The organism is Marinobacter koreensis (genome assembly GCF_023156285.1).
Classification (GTDB): domain Bacteria; phylum Pseudomonadota; class Gammaproteobacteria; order Pseudomonadales; family Oleiphilaceae; genus Marinobacter; species Marinobacter koreensis.
The window spans coordinates 695,570-709,916 of record NZ_JAKZAJ010000002.1 but is presented as its reverse complement, the minus strand read 5'-3'; the positions used below and the strand labels follow the sequence as shown (position 1 = coordinate 709,916).

General features: G+C 61.0%; 14 protein-coding genes. 7 read left to right on the top strand and 7 right to left on the bottom strand.

The window, feature by feature from the left end; all coding sequences use genetic code 11:
- Nucleotides 1–170: 170 nt before the first annotated feature.
- From cyoE to MLD04_RS08245, 4 genes are read right to left on the bottom strand one after another with little or no spacing between them, the layout of a single operon-like run.
- Entirely contained in the window at nucleotides 171–1,091 is a 921-nt protein-coding gene (gene cyoE / locus MLD04_RS08260; RefSeq protein ID WP_248156818.1) for a heme o synthase, read from the bottom strand.
- Nucleotides 1,088–2,194: a COX15/CtaA family protein gene (locus MLD04_RS08255; RefSeq protein WP_248156811.1), complete on the bottom strand. Its 1,107-nt coding sequence runs from the start codon at nucleotides 2,192–2,194 to the stop codon at nucleotides 1,088–1,090. The genes cyoE and MLD04_RS08255 overlap by 4 nt, the downstream gene beginning before the upstream one ends.
- 18 nt (nucleotides 2,195–2,212) lie before the next feature.
- On the bottom strand, nucleotides 2,213–2,863 hold the full coding sequence (locus MLD04_RS08250; RefSeq protein WP_379883005.1) for a hypothetical protein: 651 nt from the start codon (nucleotides 2,861–2,863) through the stop codon (nucleotides 2,213–2,215).
- Complete coding sequence (locus MLD04_RS08245) at nucleotides 2,844–3,581, bottom strand: SURF1 family protein (protein ID WP_248156809.1); 738 nt, start codon at nucleotides 3,579–3,581, stop codon at nucleotides 2,844–2,846. Before MLD04_RS08245 ends, MLD04_RS08250 begins: the two co-directional genes overlap by 20 nt.
- 80 nt (nucleotides 3,582–3,661) lie before the next feature.
- On the opposite strand from MLD04_RS08245, the gene MLD04_RS08240 reads away from it, so the two are divergent.
- Nucleotides 3,662–3,865: a twin transmembrane helix small protein gene (locus tag MLD04_RS08240; protein ID WP_248156807.1), complete on the top strand. Its 204-nt coding sequence runs from the start codon at nucleotides 3,662–3,664 to the stop codon at nucleotides 3,863–3,865.
- 7 nt (nucleotides 3,866–3,872) lie between these two features.
- Here MLD04_RS08240 and MLD04_RS08235 read toward each other — a convergent pair whose 3' ends face one another.
- From MLD04_RS08235 to coxB, 3 genes are read right to left on the bottom strand one after another with little or no spacing between them, the layout of a single operon-like run.
- Nucleotides 3,873–4,760, bottom strand: a complete 888-nt coding sequence (locus MLD04_RS08235; protein WP_248156805.1) for a cytochrome c oxidase subunit 3 — start codon at nucleotides 4,758–4,760, stop codon at nucleotides 3,873–3,875.
- A gap of 59 nt (nucleotides 4,761–4,819) precedes the next feature.
- A complete protein-coding gene (gene ctaD, locus MLD04_RS08230) occupies nucleotides 4,820–6,403 on the bottom strand; it encodes a cytochrome c oxidase subunit I (protein ID WP_248156797.1) in 1,584 nt (527 codons plus the stop codon).
- A 56-nt stretch (nucleotides 6,404–6,459) separates the two neighbouring features.
- Nucleotides 6,460–7,587 carry a cytochrome c oxidase subunit II gene (coxB, locus tag MLD04_RS08225; RefSeq protein WP_248156795.1) on the bottom strand — a complete coding sequence of 376 codons (1,128 nt, stop codon included), beginning with the start codon at nucleotides 7,585–7,587 and terminating at the stop codon, nucleotides 6,460–6,462.
- 209 nt (nucleotides 7,588–7,796) lie between these two features.
- Here coxB and MLD04_RS08220 point away from each other — a divergent pair, with 209 nt between their 5' ends.
- The 6 genes from MLD04_RS08220 (at nucleotide 7,797) to MLD04_RS08195 (ending at nucleotide 14,300) form a co-directional block, all read left to right on the top strand.
- Nucleotides 7,797–9,128, top strand: a complete 1,332-nt coding sequence (locus MLD04_RS08220) for an MATE family efflux transporter (protein WP_248156787.1) — start codon at nucleotides 7,797–7,799, stop codon at nucleotides 9,126–9,128.
- 194 nt (nucleotides 9,129–9,322) lie between these two features.
- A complete protein-coding gene (locus tag MLD04_RS08215) occupies nucleotides 9,323–9,973 on the top strand; it encodes a hypothetical protein (protein ID WP_248156778.1) in 651 nt (216 codons plus the stop codon).
- A 16-nt stretch (nucleotides 9,974–9,989) separates the two neighbouring features.
- The gene (locus MLD04_RS08210) at nucleotides 9,990–10,631 is read left to right on the top strand and encodes a methylamine utilization protein (protein WP_248156776.1); all 642 of its coding nucleotides are present in this window, start codon (nucleotides 9,990–9,992) and stop codon (nucleotides 10,629–10,631) included.
- A complete protein-coding gene (locus MLD04_RS08205) occupies nucleotides 10,631–12,973 on the top strand; it encodes a putative bifunctional diguanylate cyclase/phosphodiesterase (protein WP_248156774.1) in 2,343 nt (780 codons plus the stop codon). The genes MLD04_RS08210 and MLD04_RS08205 overlap by 1 nt, the downstream gene beginning before the upstream one ends.
- The gene (locus MLD04_RS08200; RefSeq protein ID WP_248156767.1) at nucleotides 12,973–13,845 is read left to right on the top strand and encodes a DUF3034 family protein; all 873 of its coding nucleotides are present in this window, start codon (nucleotides 12,973–12,975) and stop codon (nucleotides 13,843–13,845) included. Before MLD04_RS08205 ends, MLD04_RS08200 begins: the two co-directional genes overlap by 1 nt.
- Complete coding sequence (locus MLD04_RS08195) at nucleotides 13,845–14,300, top strand: group I truncated hemoglobin (RefSeq protein WP_248156765.1); 456 nt, start codon at nucleotides 13,845–13,847, stop codon at nucleotides 14,298–14,300. Before MLD04_RS08200 ends, MLD04_RS08195 begins: the two co-directional genes overlap by 1 nt.
- Nucleotides 14,301–14,347: the final 47 nt, after the last annotated feature.

Sequence of the window (14,347 nt, the reverse complement as noted above, 5' to 3'; positions counted from 1 at the left end):
CCCCCCCCCCCCCCCCCCCCCCCCCCCCCCCCCCCCCCCCCCCCCCCCCCCCCCCCCCCCCCCCCCCCCCCCCCCCATGTTTCTTCTGGGAAAAATAACTCGCTTCGCTCAGACATCTTTTTCCCGGCAGAAACACTCCCCACCCCCGCCCGGCAAATTAGGGTTATTCGTCAGAAAAACACAAAGTGGTCCACCAGAATTACCACAAACAGCGTCATCAGGTAAGTGATGGAATATTTGAAGGTATTGAGGGCCACCCGGCGATCATCGCCTTTCAGCAACCGGATGGCGTAGTGGACAAAGCGTAAACCGAGGATCAGGGCACCGATGAGGTAGATGCCGCCGGACATACCCGTGACAAAAGGTAGCAGGCTCACGGCCAGCAACATCAGGGTATAGAGCAGGATGTGCAGTTCGGTGTAGGAGTTGCCGTGAGTCACCGGCAGCATGGGTATGCCGGCCTTGGCGTATTCCTCTTTGCGATGGATCGCCAAAGCCCAGAAGTGTGGCGGGGTCCAGGCGAAGATGATCAGGACCAGCAACAGGGCATGTCCCTCGATCTGGCCGGTCACCGCGGTCCAGCCCAATAGCGGCGGCATGGCACCGGCCAGCCCGCCGATCACGATATTCTGGGGTGTCGCCCGTTTCAGGAACAGGGTGTACACGCCCGCGTATCCAACCAGGGACGCCAGGGTCAGCCAGGCGGTGAGATGGTTGATCCACAGCATCAACACCAGCATGCCGACGGCGGCCAGGGTGGCGGCAAAAATCAGCGCGTCCATAGGGGCAATCCGTCCGGTGGCAACCGGACGTTTCCGGGTCCGGGCCATTACCGTGTCCACTTTCTGGTCCACCACATGGTTGACCACGGCGGCCGCACCGGCCAGCAGGGCAATGCCCAGGTTACCCAGCACCAACACGGTCCAGTCCGGGACGCCCGGCATGGCCAGCAACATGCCAATCACCGAGGTCAGGATCATCAGGGCAACGACCCTGGGCTTGGTCAGTTCCAGGAAATCGCGCCAGGAGAGGGTTTGGCCAGTGGCCTCCACGGGAGATGGGGCTGGCAGTGTTTTCACAGATTCGCTCATACCGTTGCTCCCCGGTTGATGATGGCAGGCCCGGGTGCCCGGACCCGGGGTTGCTCAGGCAGGCGATGGTGCCGCCAGGCAAGGTGAATGGTCGACAGCAGGAGGCCGGCACCCAGCGCGTTGTGCGCCACAGCAACCGGCAGCGGAATGTGCAGCAGCACGTTGGCCATGCCCAGCGTCACCTGGGCCACCAGCACGCCGGCCACGAGCAGGATCGAGCGATCGAGGCCGCTCTGGCCGCGCCGCATCCAGAGCGCACTGAGCAGGAGGGCGAAGTAGCCAACCACGACCAGCGCGCCCATCCGGTGGGTCATGTGAATCGCGGTGCGGCCGTTGGCGTGGAGTTGTCCTCCCAGGTAGTTCGGGCCAACCTGCTGGGTCACGTCAAAGCCATGCCGGAAATCCATATCCTCAGGCCACCACTCGCCCTGGCAGGTAGGCAGGTCCACACAGGCAACCGCGGCATAGTTGGCCGCCGTCCAGGCGCCCAGCGCAATCTGCAGCACAACCAGCAGGATGCCACCGTACAGCCAGGGCCGGAAGCCATTCAGAGCGGGCGTCTCGGGCGGTCTGGGCGTGCCCCTGGCCCGGCGCCAGAGACGGAAGCTGAGCAGTGTCAGCAGGCTGAGGGTGGTAAATCCCCCAAGCAGATGCAGGGTGACCACCTGGGGCCAGAGTTTGAGGGTCACGGTCCACATTCCGAAGGCGGCCTGAACCACGATAAAGGCGGCAATAAACGAGGGCAGTGCCATCGGCACACCCGCCTTGCGGTGACGGATGGCCCATCCGGCCAGGCCGAACACCATGAGGCCCAGCGTTCCGGCCGCGTATCGGTGGATCATTTCCGGCCAGCCCTTTTCCACGATCACCGGTGTGTCGGGGAAGCGGGCATTGGCCAGGGCGATGGAGTGGTCGCTCTGGGGCACCGTCAGGAACCCGTAACACCCGGGCCAGTCCGGACACCCAAGACCGGCATGCACCAGCCGCGTCCAGGCACCGAGCATGATCACCATCAGCGCCAGGGTGGCGGCAGCGGTCGCCCAGATGGCCATGGTGCGATAGGCCCGGCGTGACACGGATTCCGTTGGGTGGGACAGATTCATGGCGTACGCCTCCCCGAATCAACCGATCTTGGACAGCTTCAGCAGGTGCTTGAGATCCTCGAGCATGCCTTTGCCGGTATTCCCGATGTCGTAGTGCATCATCAGGTTTCCGAAAGGGTCCACCAGGAGAATGCCGGGCGCCCTGGACGGGTTTACCCCATCGGGCCATTGCGGTGTGGCGCCCTCCGCCGGTGACAGACGCTCCATCAACCGATACTCCGCGTTCCAGTTGTCGGCCAACGCCGGCGGGATGGAACCGAGGGCCGCGGCCCTGGAGACCCGGTTGGCGTTCTTGCCAAGCGCGATGTTGACCTGACGCGTCCGGTACAGAAGCGACTGGCAATCCGGACCACACTGGTCGGCAACCACGATCAGCAACCACTGGGGCTCGGCGACCGTTGGTCCGAACCGTTTCGACAGGGGCTCACCGGAATCGGTCTGCAGGTGCAGTGACGACACCGGCACCGCCGGCTGGATGAGACGGCCATTGTTGGTATGGCCCGCCGGATTGAGCCAACCGGTGTAATACATCACCGTGGCCAGAATCATGGGCCCGAAGCCCAGCGCGAACAGCAGATAGGCGGTTCGGCGACCGCGGCGCACCTGGGCGGGGGTCGGGCCCGTAGCCCGGTGTTCCTGGGGAATCCGATCAGCCGTTGTCATTGTCATTATCGGCTCCTGTCTTGCGAAAGCTTGCCACGACGGTCAACACAACCAGAACAAATGCCATCGTGAACCATTGGGCGGCGTAGCCGTAATGGGTGCCTGGCCCCATCAGGTCCGGCGCCCAGTCCGCCCGATAAGCCCCGGGCTGTGGCTGGTCATCCAGCCGGATAATCATGCCGGCCAACGGCCCGGCTACCTCGCTGGCCCGGTCTTCTGGCAACGCCTGTACCCGTCGGGGCCACTGGTCACCACCCTCGGATTCGGCTCCCAGAACCGGTGGCACGGGATAGCCGCTGAGCCGTCCGGAAAGGGTAACCAGACCGTGAGGCGTTTGAATGGCCGGCAGCTGAGATCGTCGTTCCGGAGCCGGAACCCAGCCCCGGTTGACCAGCACCTTCGGCCCTTCCACCGGCATAAACACCGTGATCACCTCATACCCCGGCCGGCCATCCCGGGTCCGGTTGTCCAGCAGCCAGCTGTGACTGCCATAATGTCCGGTCACCCGCACCGGCTGCTCCGACGCCGGACTCGATGCCATCAACGCCGCCCAGGGCTGGGTTTCCGCCTGCCGCTGCCAGCGCGCCAGCAAGGCCTCCTTCTGCCCCGCCCGGTCCAGCTGCCAGATGCCCAGGCCAATGAGCAATGGCAGCAGCAGTCCCGAGAACAACAGTAATCGCCAGTCCGGCCGCCAGACCCGTCCCATCACCCGCGAATCAGACATGCTCTGCTATAGTGGTTCCATCGGTACCGATAACCTGCGGGTCCGGCAAACTCCACCCTCCAACAATCCCCGGAGTGACCATGCTTAAAGCCGTCATCGTTATCCTGTTGCTCGCCGTCGTCGTCAGCCTGTTCAGCGGTCTGTTCTTCCTGATCAAGGACGGCGGCAAGACCCGACGCGTGGTCAACTCACTGGCGGTACGTGTCCTGCTCAGCATACTGCTCCTGGTGGTGATCCTGATCGCCTTGTGGCAGGGCAGTCTGACCATGAATCCGACGCCCTGACACGCGGTCAGAGGATGTAAACGAACACGAAAAGGCCCAGCCAGACCACGTCTACAAAGTGCCAGTACCACGACGCGGCCTCGAAGCCGAAATGGTTATCGGCGCTGAAATGCCCCTTGAATATGCGCACCAGCATGATGATCAGCATCAGGCAGCCAAGGGTCACGTGGGCACCGTGGAAGCCGGTCAGCATGAAAAAGGTGCTGCCGTAGATCCCGGAGCTGAGCGTCAGGTCCAGCTCCGCATAGGCATGGTGGTACTCAAACGCCTGCAGGGTCAGGAAAGACAGCCCCAGGACAATGGTGGCCGCCAGCCACAGCTTCACCTTCTGACGATTGCCGGCCTTGAGGCCGTGATGGGCGACGGTCACTGTGAAGGACGAGCTGACCAGGAGAATGGTGTTGATCAGGGGCAGCCCCCAGGGACCGATCACCTCTTTCGGCCCCGGGTAGGCCGATGGGTCCGGATTCTGGGTCAACGGCCAGGTCGCCTGGAATCCGTCCCAGAGCATGGCCGAGGATCCCCGGTCACCCTCGCCGCCCAACCAGGGCACCGCGAACGTACGCACGTAGAAGAGGGCGCCGAAGAAAGCCGCGAAGAACATCACCTCGGAGAAAATGAACCAGCTCATGCCCCAGCGGAAGCTCCGGTCCATCTGCGGACTGTATAGCCCGGCCCGGCTCTCACGAATGACATTCCCGAACCAGCCAAACAGCATGTAGGCCATGATCAGGGCGCCCAGGAAAAACAGGGTCCACGGAATCGTCGTGCTCTCACCCTGGCTGCCGTTGACAAGAATGGAGGCCAATCCAAACAGGGTCAGCCCCAGGCCCACCGTTGCGATGATCGGCCACTTGCTCTGCTCCGGAACGTAATAGGTCTGGTTCGTCGCCATGACACTCTCCGATGGCTCAGCCGCTGTTGATGTTTCCTGTTACCTGGCCGCCGGCCAGATTATTTCACCTCCGGCGGCGTTGCGAAGGTGTGGTAGGGCGCCGGTGACGGAAGCGTCCACTCAAGTCCCTCGGCACCTTCCCAGGGCTTCGCCGGGGCCTCTTTCCCGCCCCGGATGCATTTGATCACGATGAACAGGAACAGAAGCTGGGTGGCCCCGAAGGTGAACGCGCCGATGCTCGACACCATATTGAAATCCGCGAACTGCAATGCGTAATCCGGAATCCGCCGTGGCATTCCGGCAAGCCCGAGGAAGTGCATCGGGAAAAACGCCAGGTTCATACCGATGAACGACAGCCAAAAATGGGTCTTGCCCAGGGTTTCGTCGTACATGTGTCCGGTCCATTTGGGCAGCCAGAAGTAGGCCGAGGCGAAAATCCCGAAGATGGCACCGGGCACCAGCACGTAGTGGAAATGGGCCACCACGAAATAGGTGTCGTGGTACTGGAAGTCCGAGGGGGCAATGGCCAGCATCAATCCGGAGAACCCGCCGATGGTGAACAGGATCACGAACGCCACGGCGAACAGCATCGGCGTTTCAAAGCTGAGGGAGCCACGGAACATGGTCGCTACCCAGTTGAACACCTTTACGCCGGTCGGCACCGCGATCAGCATGGTCGCGTACATGAAGAACAGTTGCCCTGCGATGGGAATGCCCACGGTGAACATGTGGTGCGCCCAGACCACGAAGGACAGCAGGGCAATGGCGCCCACCGCATAAACCATCGATGCGTAACCGAACAGCGGCTTGCGGGAGAACGCCGGAATGATATGGGACACCGCGCCGAACGCCGGCAGGATCATGATGTAGACCTCCGGGTGTCCGAAGAACCAGAACACATGCTGGAACAGCACCGGGTCGCCACCGCCGGACGCATCAAAGAAACTGGTGCCGAAGTTGATGTCCATGAGCATCATGGTGACCACCCCGGCCAGAACCGGCATGACCGCGATCAGCAGGAAGGCGGTGATCAGCCAGGTCCAGACGAACAGGGGCATCTTCATCAGGGTCATGCCCGGCGCCCGCAGGTTGAGGATGGTGGCGATTACGTTGATGGCGCCCATGATGGAGGAGATGCCCATCATATGAATGGCAAAGATGAAGAAGGTAGTGCTGGGCGGGCCGTAGGTGGTGGACAGCGGTGCGTAGAAAGTCCAGCCGAAGTTGGGAGCGCCGCCTTTCATGAACAGGGTCGACACCAGGATCAGGAAGGCACAGGGCAGCAACCAGAAACTCCAGTTGTTCATCCGGGGCAGGGCCATATCCGGCGCCCCGATCATCATCGGAATCATCCAGTTCGCCAGCCCCACAAACGCCGGCATGACAGCCCCGAACACCATGATCAGACCGTGCATCGTGGTCATCTGGTTGAAGAATTCGGGCTGGACAATCTGGAGCCCGGGCTGGAACAGCTCGGCCCGGATGACCATTGCCATGCTTCCGCCCAACAGGAACATGGTGAAGCTGAACACCAGGTACATGGTCCCGATGTCCTTGTGATTGGTCGTCAGCAACCACCGGGTGAAGCCCCGGGCCGGACCGTGGTGATGCTCCTGGGTGTGAGTATCTGCAACCGCACTCATGAAACCCCCCGTTTTCGCCGCGTGTTTGTCTGGCGATCGTTGTTATCTGGCGTCGATTACTGCTGCTTTTTCTTGTAGTCCAGTATCTGTTTGGGTGTGACCATATCGCCCTTCTTGTTGCCCCAGGCGTTGCGTTCGTACGTGATGACCGCCGCCAGGTCCACCTCACTCAACTGTTTTCCGAAGGCCTGCATCGCGGTACCCGCCCGGCCGTTGAAAACCACATTGATATGTCCCGCCTGGTCGCCAGTCGCGATCGGGCTGCCATTGAGTGCCGGGAACGCCGGCGGTGAGCCCGAGCCATCGGGCTGGTGACAGGCCGCACAGGTTGTCTGATACACCTTTTCACCCCGGGCCATCAGTTCCTCCATGGTCCAGTCTTTCTGTGTCAGCTCCCGCTCTTTCTCTGCCGCAGCCTTCTGATCGCTGACCCAGGCCGCGTACTCGGGCTGGGGCACGGCCTTGACCACGATGGGCATGAAGCCGTGGTTCTTGCCGCACAGCTCGGTACACTGGCCCCGATAGATTCCAGGCTCATCCACCTTCGCCCAGGTTTCATTGATATAGCCGGGAATGGCGTCTTTCTTGACGCCGAATTCGGGCACCCACCAGGAGTGGATGACGTCGTTGGAGGTCACGAGAAAACGTATTTTCTTGCCCACGGGGACAATCAGCGGGTTATCCACTTCCAGCAGATAGTGTTCGCCCTTGTCCTCGCGGTTGCTGATCTGATCGGGTGGCGTGGCGAGATTCGAAAAGTAGCCAAAGTTGTCATCGACATACTGGTATTGCCATTTCCACTGGTAGCCGGTGATCCGTATATTCACGTCCGGCTCGGTGGTGTCGTACATGTTGATCAGGGTGGCGGTCGCCGGGATGGCCATGATCACCAGGATCACAAACGGTATGATGGTCCAGAGAATCTCGACCACCGTGTTCTCGTGAAAATTGGACGCCTTGTGTCCCTGGGATTTGCGGTGCGCAAAGATCGACCAGAACATGACGCCGAACACCACAATGCCGATGGCGACGCAGATCCACAGAATGGTCATGTGGAGGCTGAAGATATCGTTACTGATGCCGGTCACCCCCGGGCGCATGTTCAGGGTCCAGTCCGCCTGGGACCAGGCCGGGAACATCAGTCCACCCAACAGGGCACCTGCCCGCTTAGCGTGCACGCGCATACTGTGTCTCCACAGGTTGTTATTCTTGTTGGATTTTGCGTTTCCCGGCTGATTCGACCGCGCCGGTTATGAACCACGCTCGTCGAAATCAGGCCGGAAGCCTGCTTTCAGATACTTCAAATTCGAGTATAGACACGGATCAAAAAAAGACTAAAAAATCACCTAAACCTAAAACTGCTAACCCGGGAACCTTAATAATTTTTAATAATATGCCGATCCGCCTGTCCGTCACCGACCGCCGTCTCTGGGCGCTCGCGTGGCCACTCATGCTCACCAACCTGACCGTACCCCTGCTCGGACTGGTGGACACAGCCGTACTCGGCCACCTGAATCGGCCAGAATACCTGGGGGCAGTGGCGGTAGGCGCCAACCTGTTCACCATCCTGTACTGGACCTTCGGTTTCATGCGCATGGGCACCACCGGCCTCGCGGCCCAGGCCCGGGGTAAGCGGGACGCCTTTGCCCAGACTGCCTTGCTACTTCGCTCGGTCATGTTGTCGACGGGTATCGGGTTATTGCTGATTCTCGGCCATGGTCCGTTGATCCAGGTCGGGCTTACCCTGATGAATCCCGGGGAGGAAGTCAGGATGCTGGCCGGGGAATACGCATCGATCCGGATCTGGAGCGCACCGGCCGTGCTCTGCCAGTACACCCTGGTAGGTTGGCTGATCGGCATGCAGATGCCACGGGGCCCGATGATCATGCTGATCGCCGCCAACGGCCTGAACATCCTGCTGGACGTTCTGTTTGTCACCGGTCTGGGCTGGAACAGCCGCGGTGTCGCCATTGCCACCGTGTGCGCGGAATACGGCGCCGCCATCATCGGGGCTGCCATTGTGCTTACCCGGCTGCCGGCCGGCCAGCGACTCGACCGGGCCCTGCTTGGCCGGCTAGCCGACTACCTGGCGATCCTGAAAGTGAACCGGTACATCATGGTCCGTACCATCGCCCTGCTTCTGGTCCTGGCCTTTTTCACCGCCCAGGGAGCCCGGCAGGGTGACGTCATCCTCGCCGCAAACGCCGTGCTGATCACCTTCCTGCTAGTCATTTCCAACGCCCTGGATGGCTTTGCCAACGCCGCCGAGGCACTGATCGGCGAGGCCATCGGGCGGGGCAGCCGACGCCGGTTCCGACAGGTGTTCCTCAGTGCGTTGCGCTGGTCACTGTGGGGAGCTCTGTTGCTCACGGTGGTGTTTGTGCTGGGCGGCCGTCACCTGATCGGACTGCTGACCGGAATCGAATCGGTCCGCACCACCGCCAGCCATTACCTGCCGTGGCTCTGGCTGCTGCCCTTCACCGCTGTGTGGGGGTTCCTCCTGGACGGCGTTTTCATTGGCGCCACCCGAACCCGGGACATGCAGAACACCATGCTGTTCTCGGCAATCGGCGTGTTTCTGCCGGTCTGGGGACTCACCACCGGCTGGGGCAACCACGGACTCTGGTTTGCGTTGATCGCCCTGATGCTGGCCCGGGCTGCCAGCATGGGATGGCTGTTCTGGCGCCATACGACACGGGGAACATGGTTCGAAAATCCCCGGTGAGATGTTCAATCTGTAACATTTTGCGACGCCTTTTTACCGGCAGGAATCCGGCAAAACAAGGAATGTCGGCTACACTACTCAGAAACGGCAGGCCGTGGTCAACGAAGACCACGCTGACTGCTCTCCCAGACTTGCTCTGAACAACGGGAGGCGCCTTGCGACCTCAATTCGTTCAAACACCGGCATCTCCTGAAATGACACCACAGGCCGTCCTTGAAATCATCGATCAGGCCCGACGCAAGGAAGCGAGGACCGGCAACTTTCTTCAACAGATGCGGGAGAAAGCCGCGTCGTTGCCTGCCTCGGTGGTTATTGAGGGTTACCAGCCGGCGCTGTCGCTGTTCCAGTTTGCCGTGGAGTACATTGAAATGGCGCCCCGGCTGATCGAGTGCGTCGAGGCCTGCGCACGGGAAGCCGGCAAGGCGGACCTGTTCGAACCGTTTGTCACATCCGCCACCCGCTACTTCACCCAGCCCTCGATACTGCTGGTCCGTTACGACGGCCTGGACGGGCTGTTGATCCGCGCCTACCTCTGCCATCGCCTGATGGAAGAGATGTATGAAAACAACCGCTGCACCCGGGTGAGCGACCTGGTGGATATCGAAGCGACCCGGGCGAATATCCTCGTCCACCAGCTCATCGGCGAACCCTTCGCCAACGAGCTGGACGATGCCATCACCGTCACGGTGCTCCAGATCGCCGGCACGCCGGACTATTACGAATTAAACCTGGACCCGTTCGTGGAACAGGTGAACAATGCCGCCTGGAACTGGATGCGCCAGTACTGGGAAAACCTTCTGGTCAGGAACCACATTCGCTTTTCATTGGGTTCCGGCCTGCTCTAGCCGTATCAGGATCTTGATGAGACGTTCTATCGCCTTCTGGCTCGCGCTACTGGCGCTGCCCGCCCCCTCCTTTGCCACCGAGATATCGATCACCGTCCGGGATGATAATGGGCCAGTGCCGGGAGTGGTGGTGGCCCTGACCGGGAAAGAGGCGGTGCCGCCAGTCACCACGGAAATCTATCAGAAGGATCGCCGTTTTCATCCCAAGATCCTGATTGTTCCGGTCGGTTCGACCGTGGATTTTCCGAATCGGGACAACACCCAGCACCACGTGTATTCGTTTTCGCCCGCAAAAACCTTCGACCTGAAACTCTATGCCGGCCGGCCGGAAGCCCCGGTCGTCTTCAACAAACCGGGCATTGTTGAACTCGGCTGCAACATCCACGACCAGATGCAGGCGTTTGTGATCGTCACCAATACCAGCGATATCGGTCGGACCGACAAGAATGGCCAGATCACCCTGTCCGCCGAGACCGAAGACGTGGATGGCCAGACCGTCGCCATCAAACTCTGGCACCCTCGCCTCCCGGATAACACCCGACCGGAGATCCGGAAGATTACCCTGGGTAACCCTGCCAATCTGCATATTCGCCTGACACCGGAACCGACGGGCGATGACTCTCTTGAACGCCTTCAACAACGCTTCCGGGAGCTGTAATGATGCCCCGCCTGCAGATCGGCTTCCGCGGTCGCCTGATCGCCGCCATGGTTGCCCTGGCGGCGCTGGTCAGCCTGGTGATCGGCGCCCTGATGATGGTGTACCTGTTCGAAGATGAACAGGATCGGGCGCAGGAACAACTGACCATCGGTGCCCGGGTAACCTCCGAAGTGATGGCTCGACGGCGGGCCTTGGAGCTGTCCCGGCTGGACGTGGTCGTCAAGGATTTCGGATTCCTGTCTGCGGTTGCCAGCCGGGACAGCGCCACGCTCGACAGTGCCCTCGAAAACCATAGCGCCAGGGCGGGTGCCGATCTGGCCCTCCTGCTGGACAACCAGGGTAAGGTCATGGCATCGACCCTGAACCACCCGTTGTCGACTGTGCCGGAGGCGCTGCTGACGGAAGCGAGGGAAAAGGGATTTGCCAGCCGGATGGTTGTTCTCGACGATGCCGGCTATGAACTCCTGGCGGTTCCGGTCCAGGCTCCCGGTCTGCGGGCCTGGCTGCTCGCGGGTTACCGCCTGGACAACGAGCTTGCCGGAATCATCGCCGAACTGAGTGGTACCGGGGTGCTGTTTCGGATACACGCGGAGAATGCCCCGGCCTTTCCGCCGTTCGCTACCAGTCTCGACAAACCGTTGCAGAACGATGGCCCCGTAGAAGCAACCGGGCTCGCTTTCAATGCACACTACTTCACCCGGATCATCGATCTGGGGCCGGGGAATGGCGAGCGACTCCAGGCGCTACTGCTCATCAGTCGTGAAGCCAGTCTGCAAAGCTATTACCAACGCGCGGTGGAGATCGGCCTGTTGGTTCTCGCCAGTCTGGCACTGGCCATCCTTCTGGCCCTGATCCTTGCACGATTCCTGGGTCGGCCGGTCCTGCAGCTGGCCGACTATGCCCGCGCCATCGGGGATGGAGAGACACCCGAGCCGCCGCGCATCATTGCCAGCGGCGAACTCCGGCAATTAAGAAACGCTCTTCGGGACATGCTCGCCCGTTTGCGGGAGCGTGAAGCGCATATCCGGTACACGGCCACTCATGATGAGGTCACCGGACTGGCAAACCGCACCGCCATCCTGGAGGCCGTCGACACCGTATTCGAAGAACACAGGCCCTGCACGCTGCTCGGCATTCGTCTGGTCGATCTATCGAACATCAACGACACCCTTGGACTCGAACTGGGGGACCGGGTGCTCGTGGGTACCGCGAAACGCCTGCAGCAGCACCTGCCCGAGGCCCATCTGATTGCACGCACCGGTGGTCGGGAATTTTTGGCGCTGGTTCCGCATCTGGATACGGAGATTCTGATAGACGACGCAGCCGACTCGCTTCACCGATGTTTCGACGAGCCTCTGCAGATCGATCACACCCCCTTTGTGATAAGGACCATCACCGTCGCCATGCAGCTACCTGCCGACGCAGGTTCGATCAACGAGTTCCGACGCCGGCTCAACCTGACCTTTGATCGGGCTCATAAGGGTGGTGAGTCCGTGCTTCGATATCGTCCGGGCCTGGATGAGAACCATCTTCGCAAGCTGCAACTGATCGGCGACCTGCATCAGGCCATCCGGGACGATCAGTTGCAGATGCAGTACCAGCCGAAGCTAGATCTTCGCTCCGGGAAGCTGATTCAGGTTGAAGCACTGGTGAGGTGGATTCATCCGACTCTCGGGTTCATTTCGCCTGAAGAGTTTATATTCCTCGCCGAGCAATCGGGCCAGATCAATGAATTGACGGCCTGCGTTCTGCGACAGGTTTCCAGGGACGCCCGAAGCTGGGCGACCACCGGCCTGGATGTGGGCGTTGCGGTCAACCTGTCCGCCAAGGACCTGACCTGGAATGAGCTGTCCGATCATGTTTCCCGGGCGTTTGCGCAATGGCACCAACCCATGGACCGGATTACGCTCGAAGTCACTGAAAGCGCCCTCATGGAGGATCCCGACAAGGCACTGGCCACACTCAACCGCCTGAGGGATCTCGGAGTCACCCTGTCCGTCGATGATTTCGGGACTGGCTATTCGTCCCTTTCTCAGCTTCGAAAGCTGCCAGTTCAGGAGCTGAAGATCGACAAGTCTTTCGTCCTTGACCTGGACACCGAGCCTCAGGATCAGCTGATCGTGCGGTCCACCATCGACATGGCTCACGGCCTGGGTCTGAAGGTCGTCGCTGAGGGCATTGAGGAACTGGCAAACTGGCACCTGCTGAGACGATGGGGCTGCAACCTGGGCCAGGGCTTCGGCCTGAGTCGGCCGGTTTCCTGTGACGCCCTGGCGGAGACGGCGGCGCACCTCGCCACCCGAATCGACGAACTGACACAGACGCCTACGGAGAACCCTTGATGAATAGATGGCTTGTCCTGCTTTTGGCCGGGTTATTCGCTCCAACCACCGCACTGGCCGACATCGGTAGCCGGCTCTGGGCCACTGGCGGTGTCACGACAATCGAAGGCAGTGCCGGCGGCGGCCTGGTGCCCTGGGCATTGCTGGGCAGCTATGCCAGCGATAACGAATGGGGAGGCACCGTATCCATGAGCCAGGCCCGGGTCGATGACTACACTCTGTCGGTTATCGGGGCCGGCCTGAACTGGCACAACCGCGTCGAGTTGACGGTGGCCCGGCAGACTCTGGACCTGGACAAGCTGGTCTTCACACTGAAAGACAGTTTTGGACTGGAACAGGATGAACTGAATCAGGATATCTTCGGTGCCAAGGTCCGCCTGTTCGGCGACGTACTATACAGTCGCTGGGGGCAATGGTCTGCCGGGGTCCAGTACAAGCGGCAGCGGGACTTCACAGTGCCTTCTGCGATCGGAGCCCGTGACGACCAGGGCATTGATGGCTATATCAGTGCCAGCAAACTGTTCTTCGCCGCCATAATGGGCCGGAACCTGCTGGTCAATGCCACGGCCCGCGCCACTCGGGCCAACCAGGGTGGTCTGCTCGGTTTTGGCGGCGACCGCCAGAATGGCTACGAGGTGATGGCCGAAGGGAGTGCCGGCGTGTTCCTGGACCGGAAGTGGCTGGTGGGTATGGAATACCGGCAAAAGCCCGATAACCTGAGCTTCGCCGGGGAAAGCGACTGGTGGGACCTGTTCGTGGCCTGGGTACCGGACCGCCGGCTTGCCGTCACGGCCGCACTGGTCAACCTTGGTGATATCGCCACGCTGACCGATCAACAGGGCCTGTACCTGTCATTGCAAGGAACCTTCTGATGACCAAATTCTCCGCATTTTATCGGTCGACCACGGGACCGCTGCTGATTCTTCTCCTGACACTTGGCGGCTGCCAGAACCTGCCATCCAGCGACAACACCAGTGACCTCTACGAGCAGCTCGGTGAACGCAAGGGGATTGCCAGCATTGTCGAAGACATGTTGTACCGGATTGTCGAAGACGATCGAATCAACCAGGCTTTCAAGGGCGTGGACGTCGTCCAGTTTCACCGGAACCTGACCGACCAGCTGTGCCAACTCAGCGGTGGGCCCTGCACCTATAACGGACGAAGCATGCGTGAGGTGCACGACGGCATGGCCATCACCGATACCCAGTTTAATGCCGTGGCTGAAGACCTCATCCTGGCCATGGAGAAAAACGGGATACCAACGGCGGCGCAGAATCGGCTACTGGCGCGTATTGCTCCGCTTTACCCGACCATCAGGGGGCTTTGAGTCCCCCGGGATAACCGGTAAGCTCTCCCGCTGATCAACCAATCCCG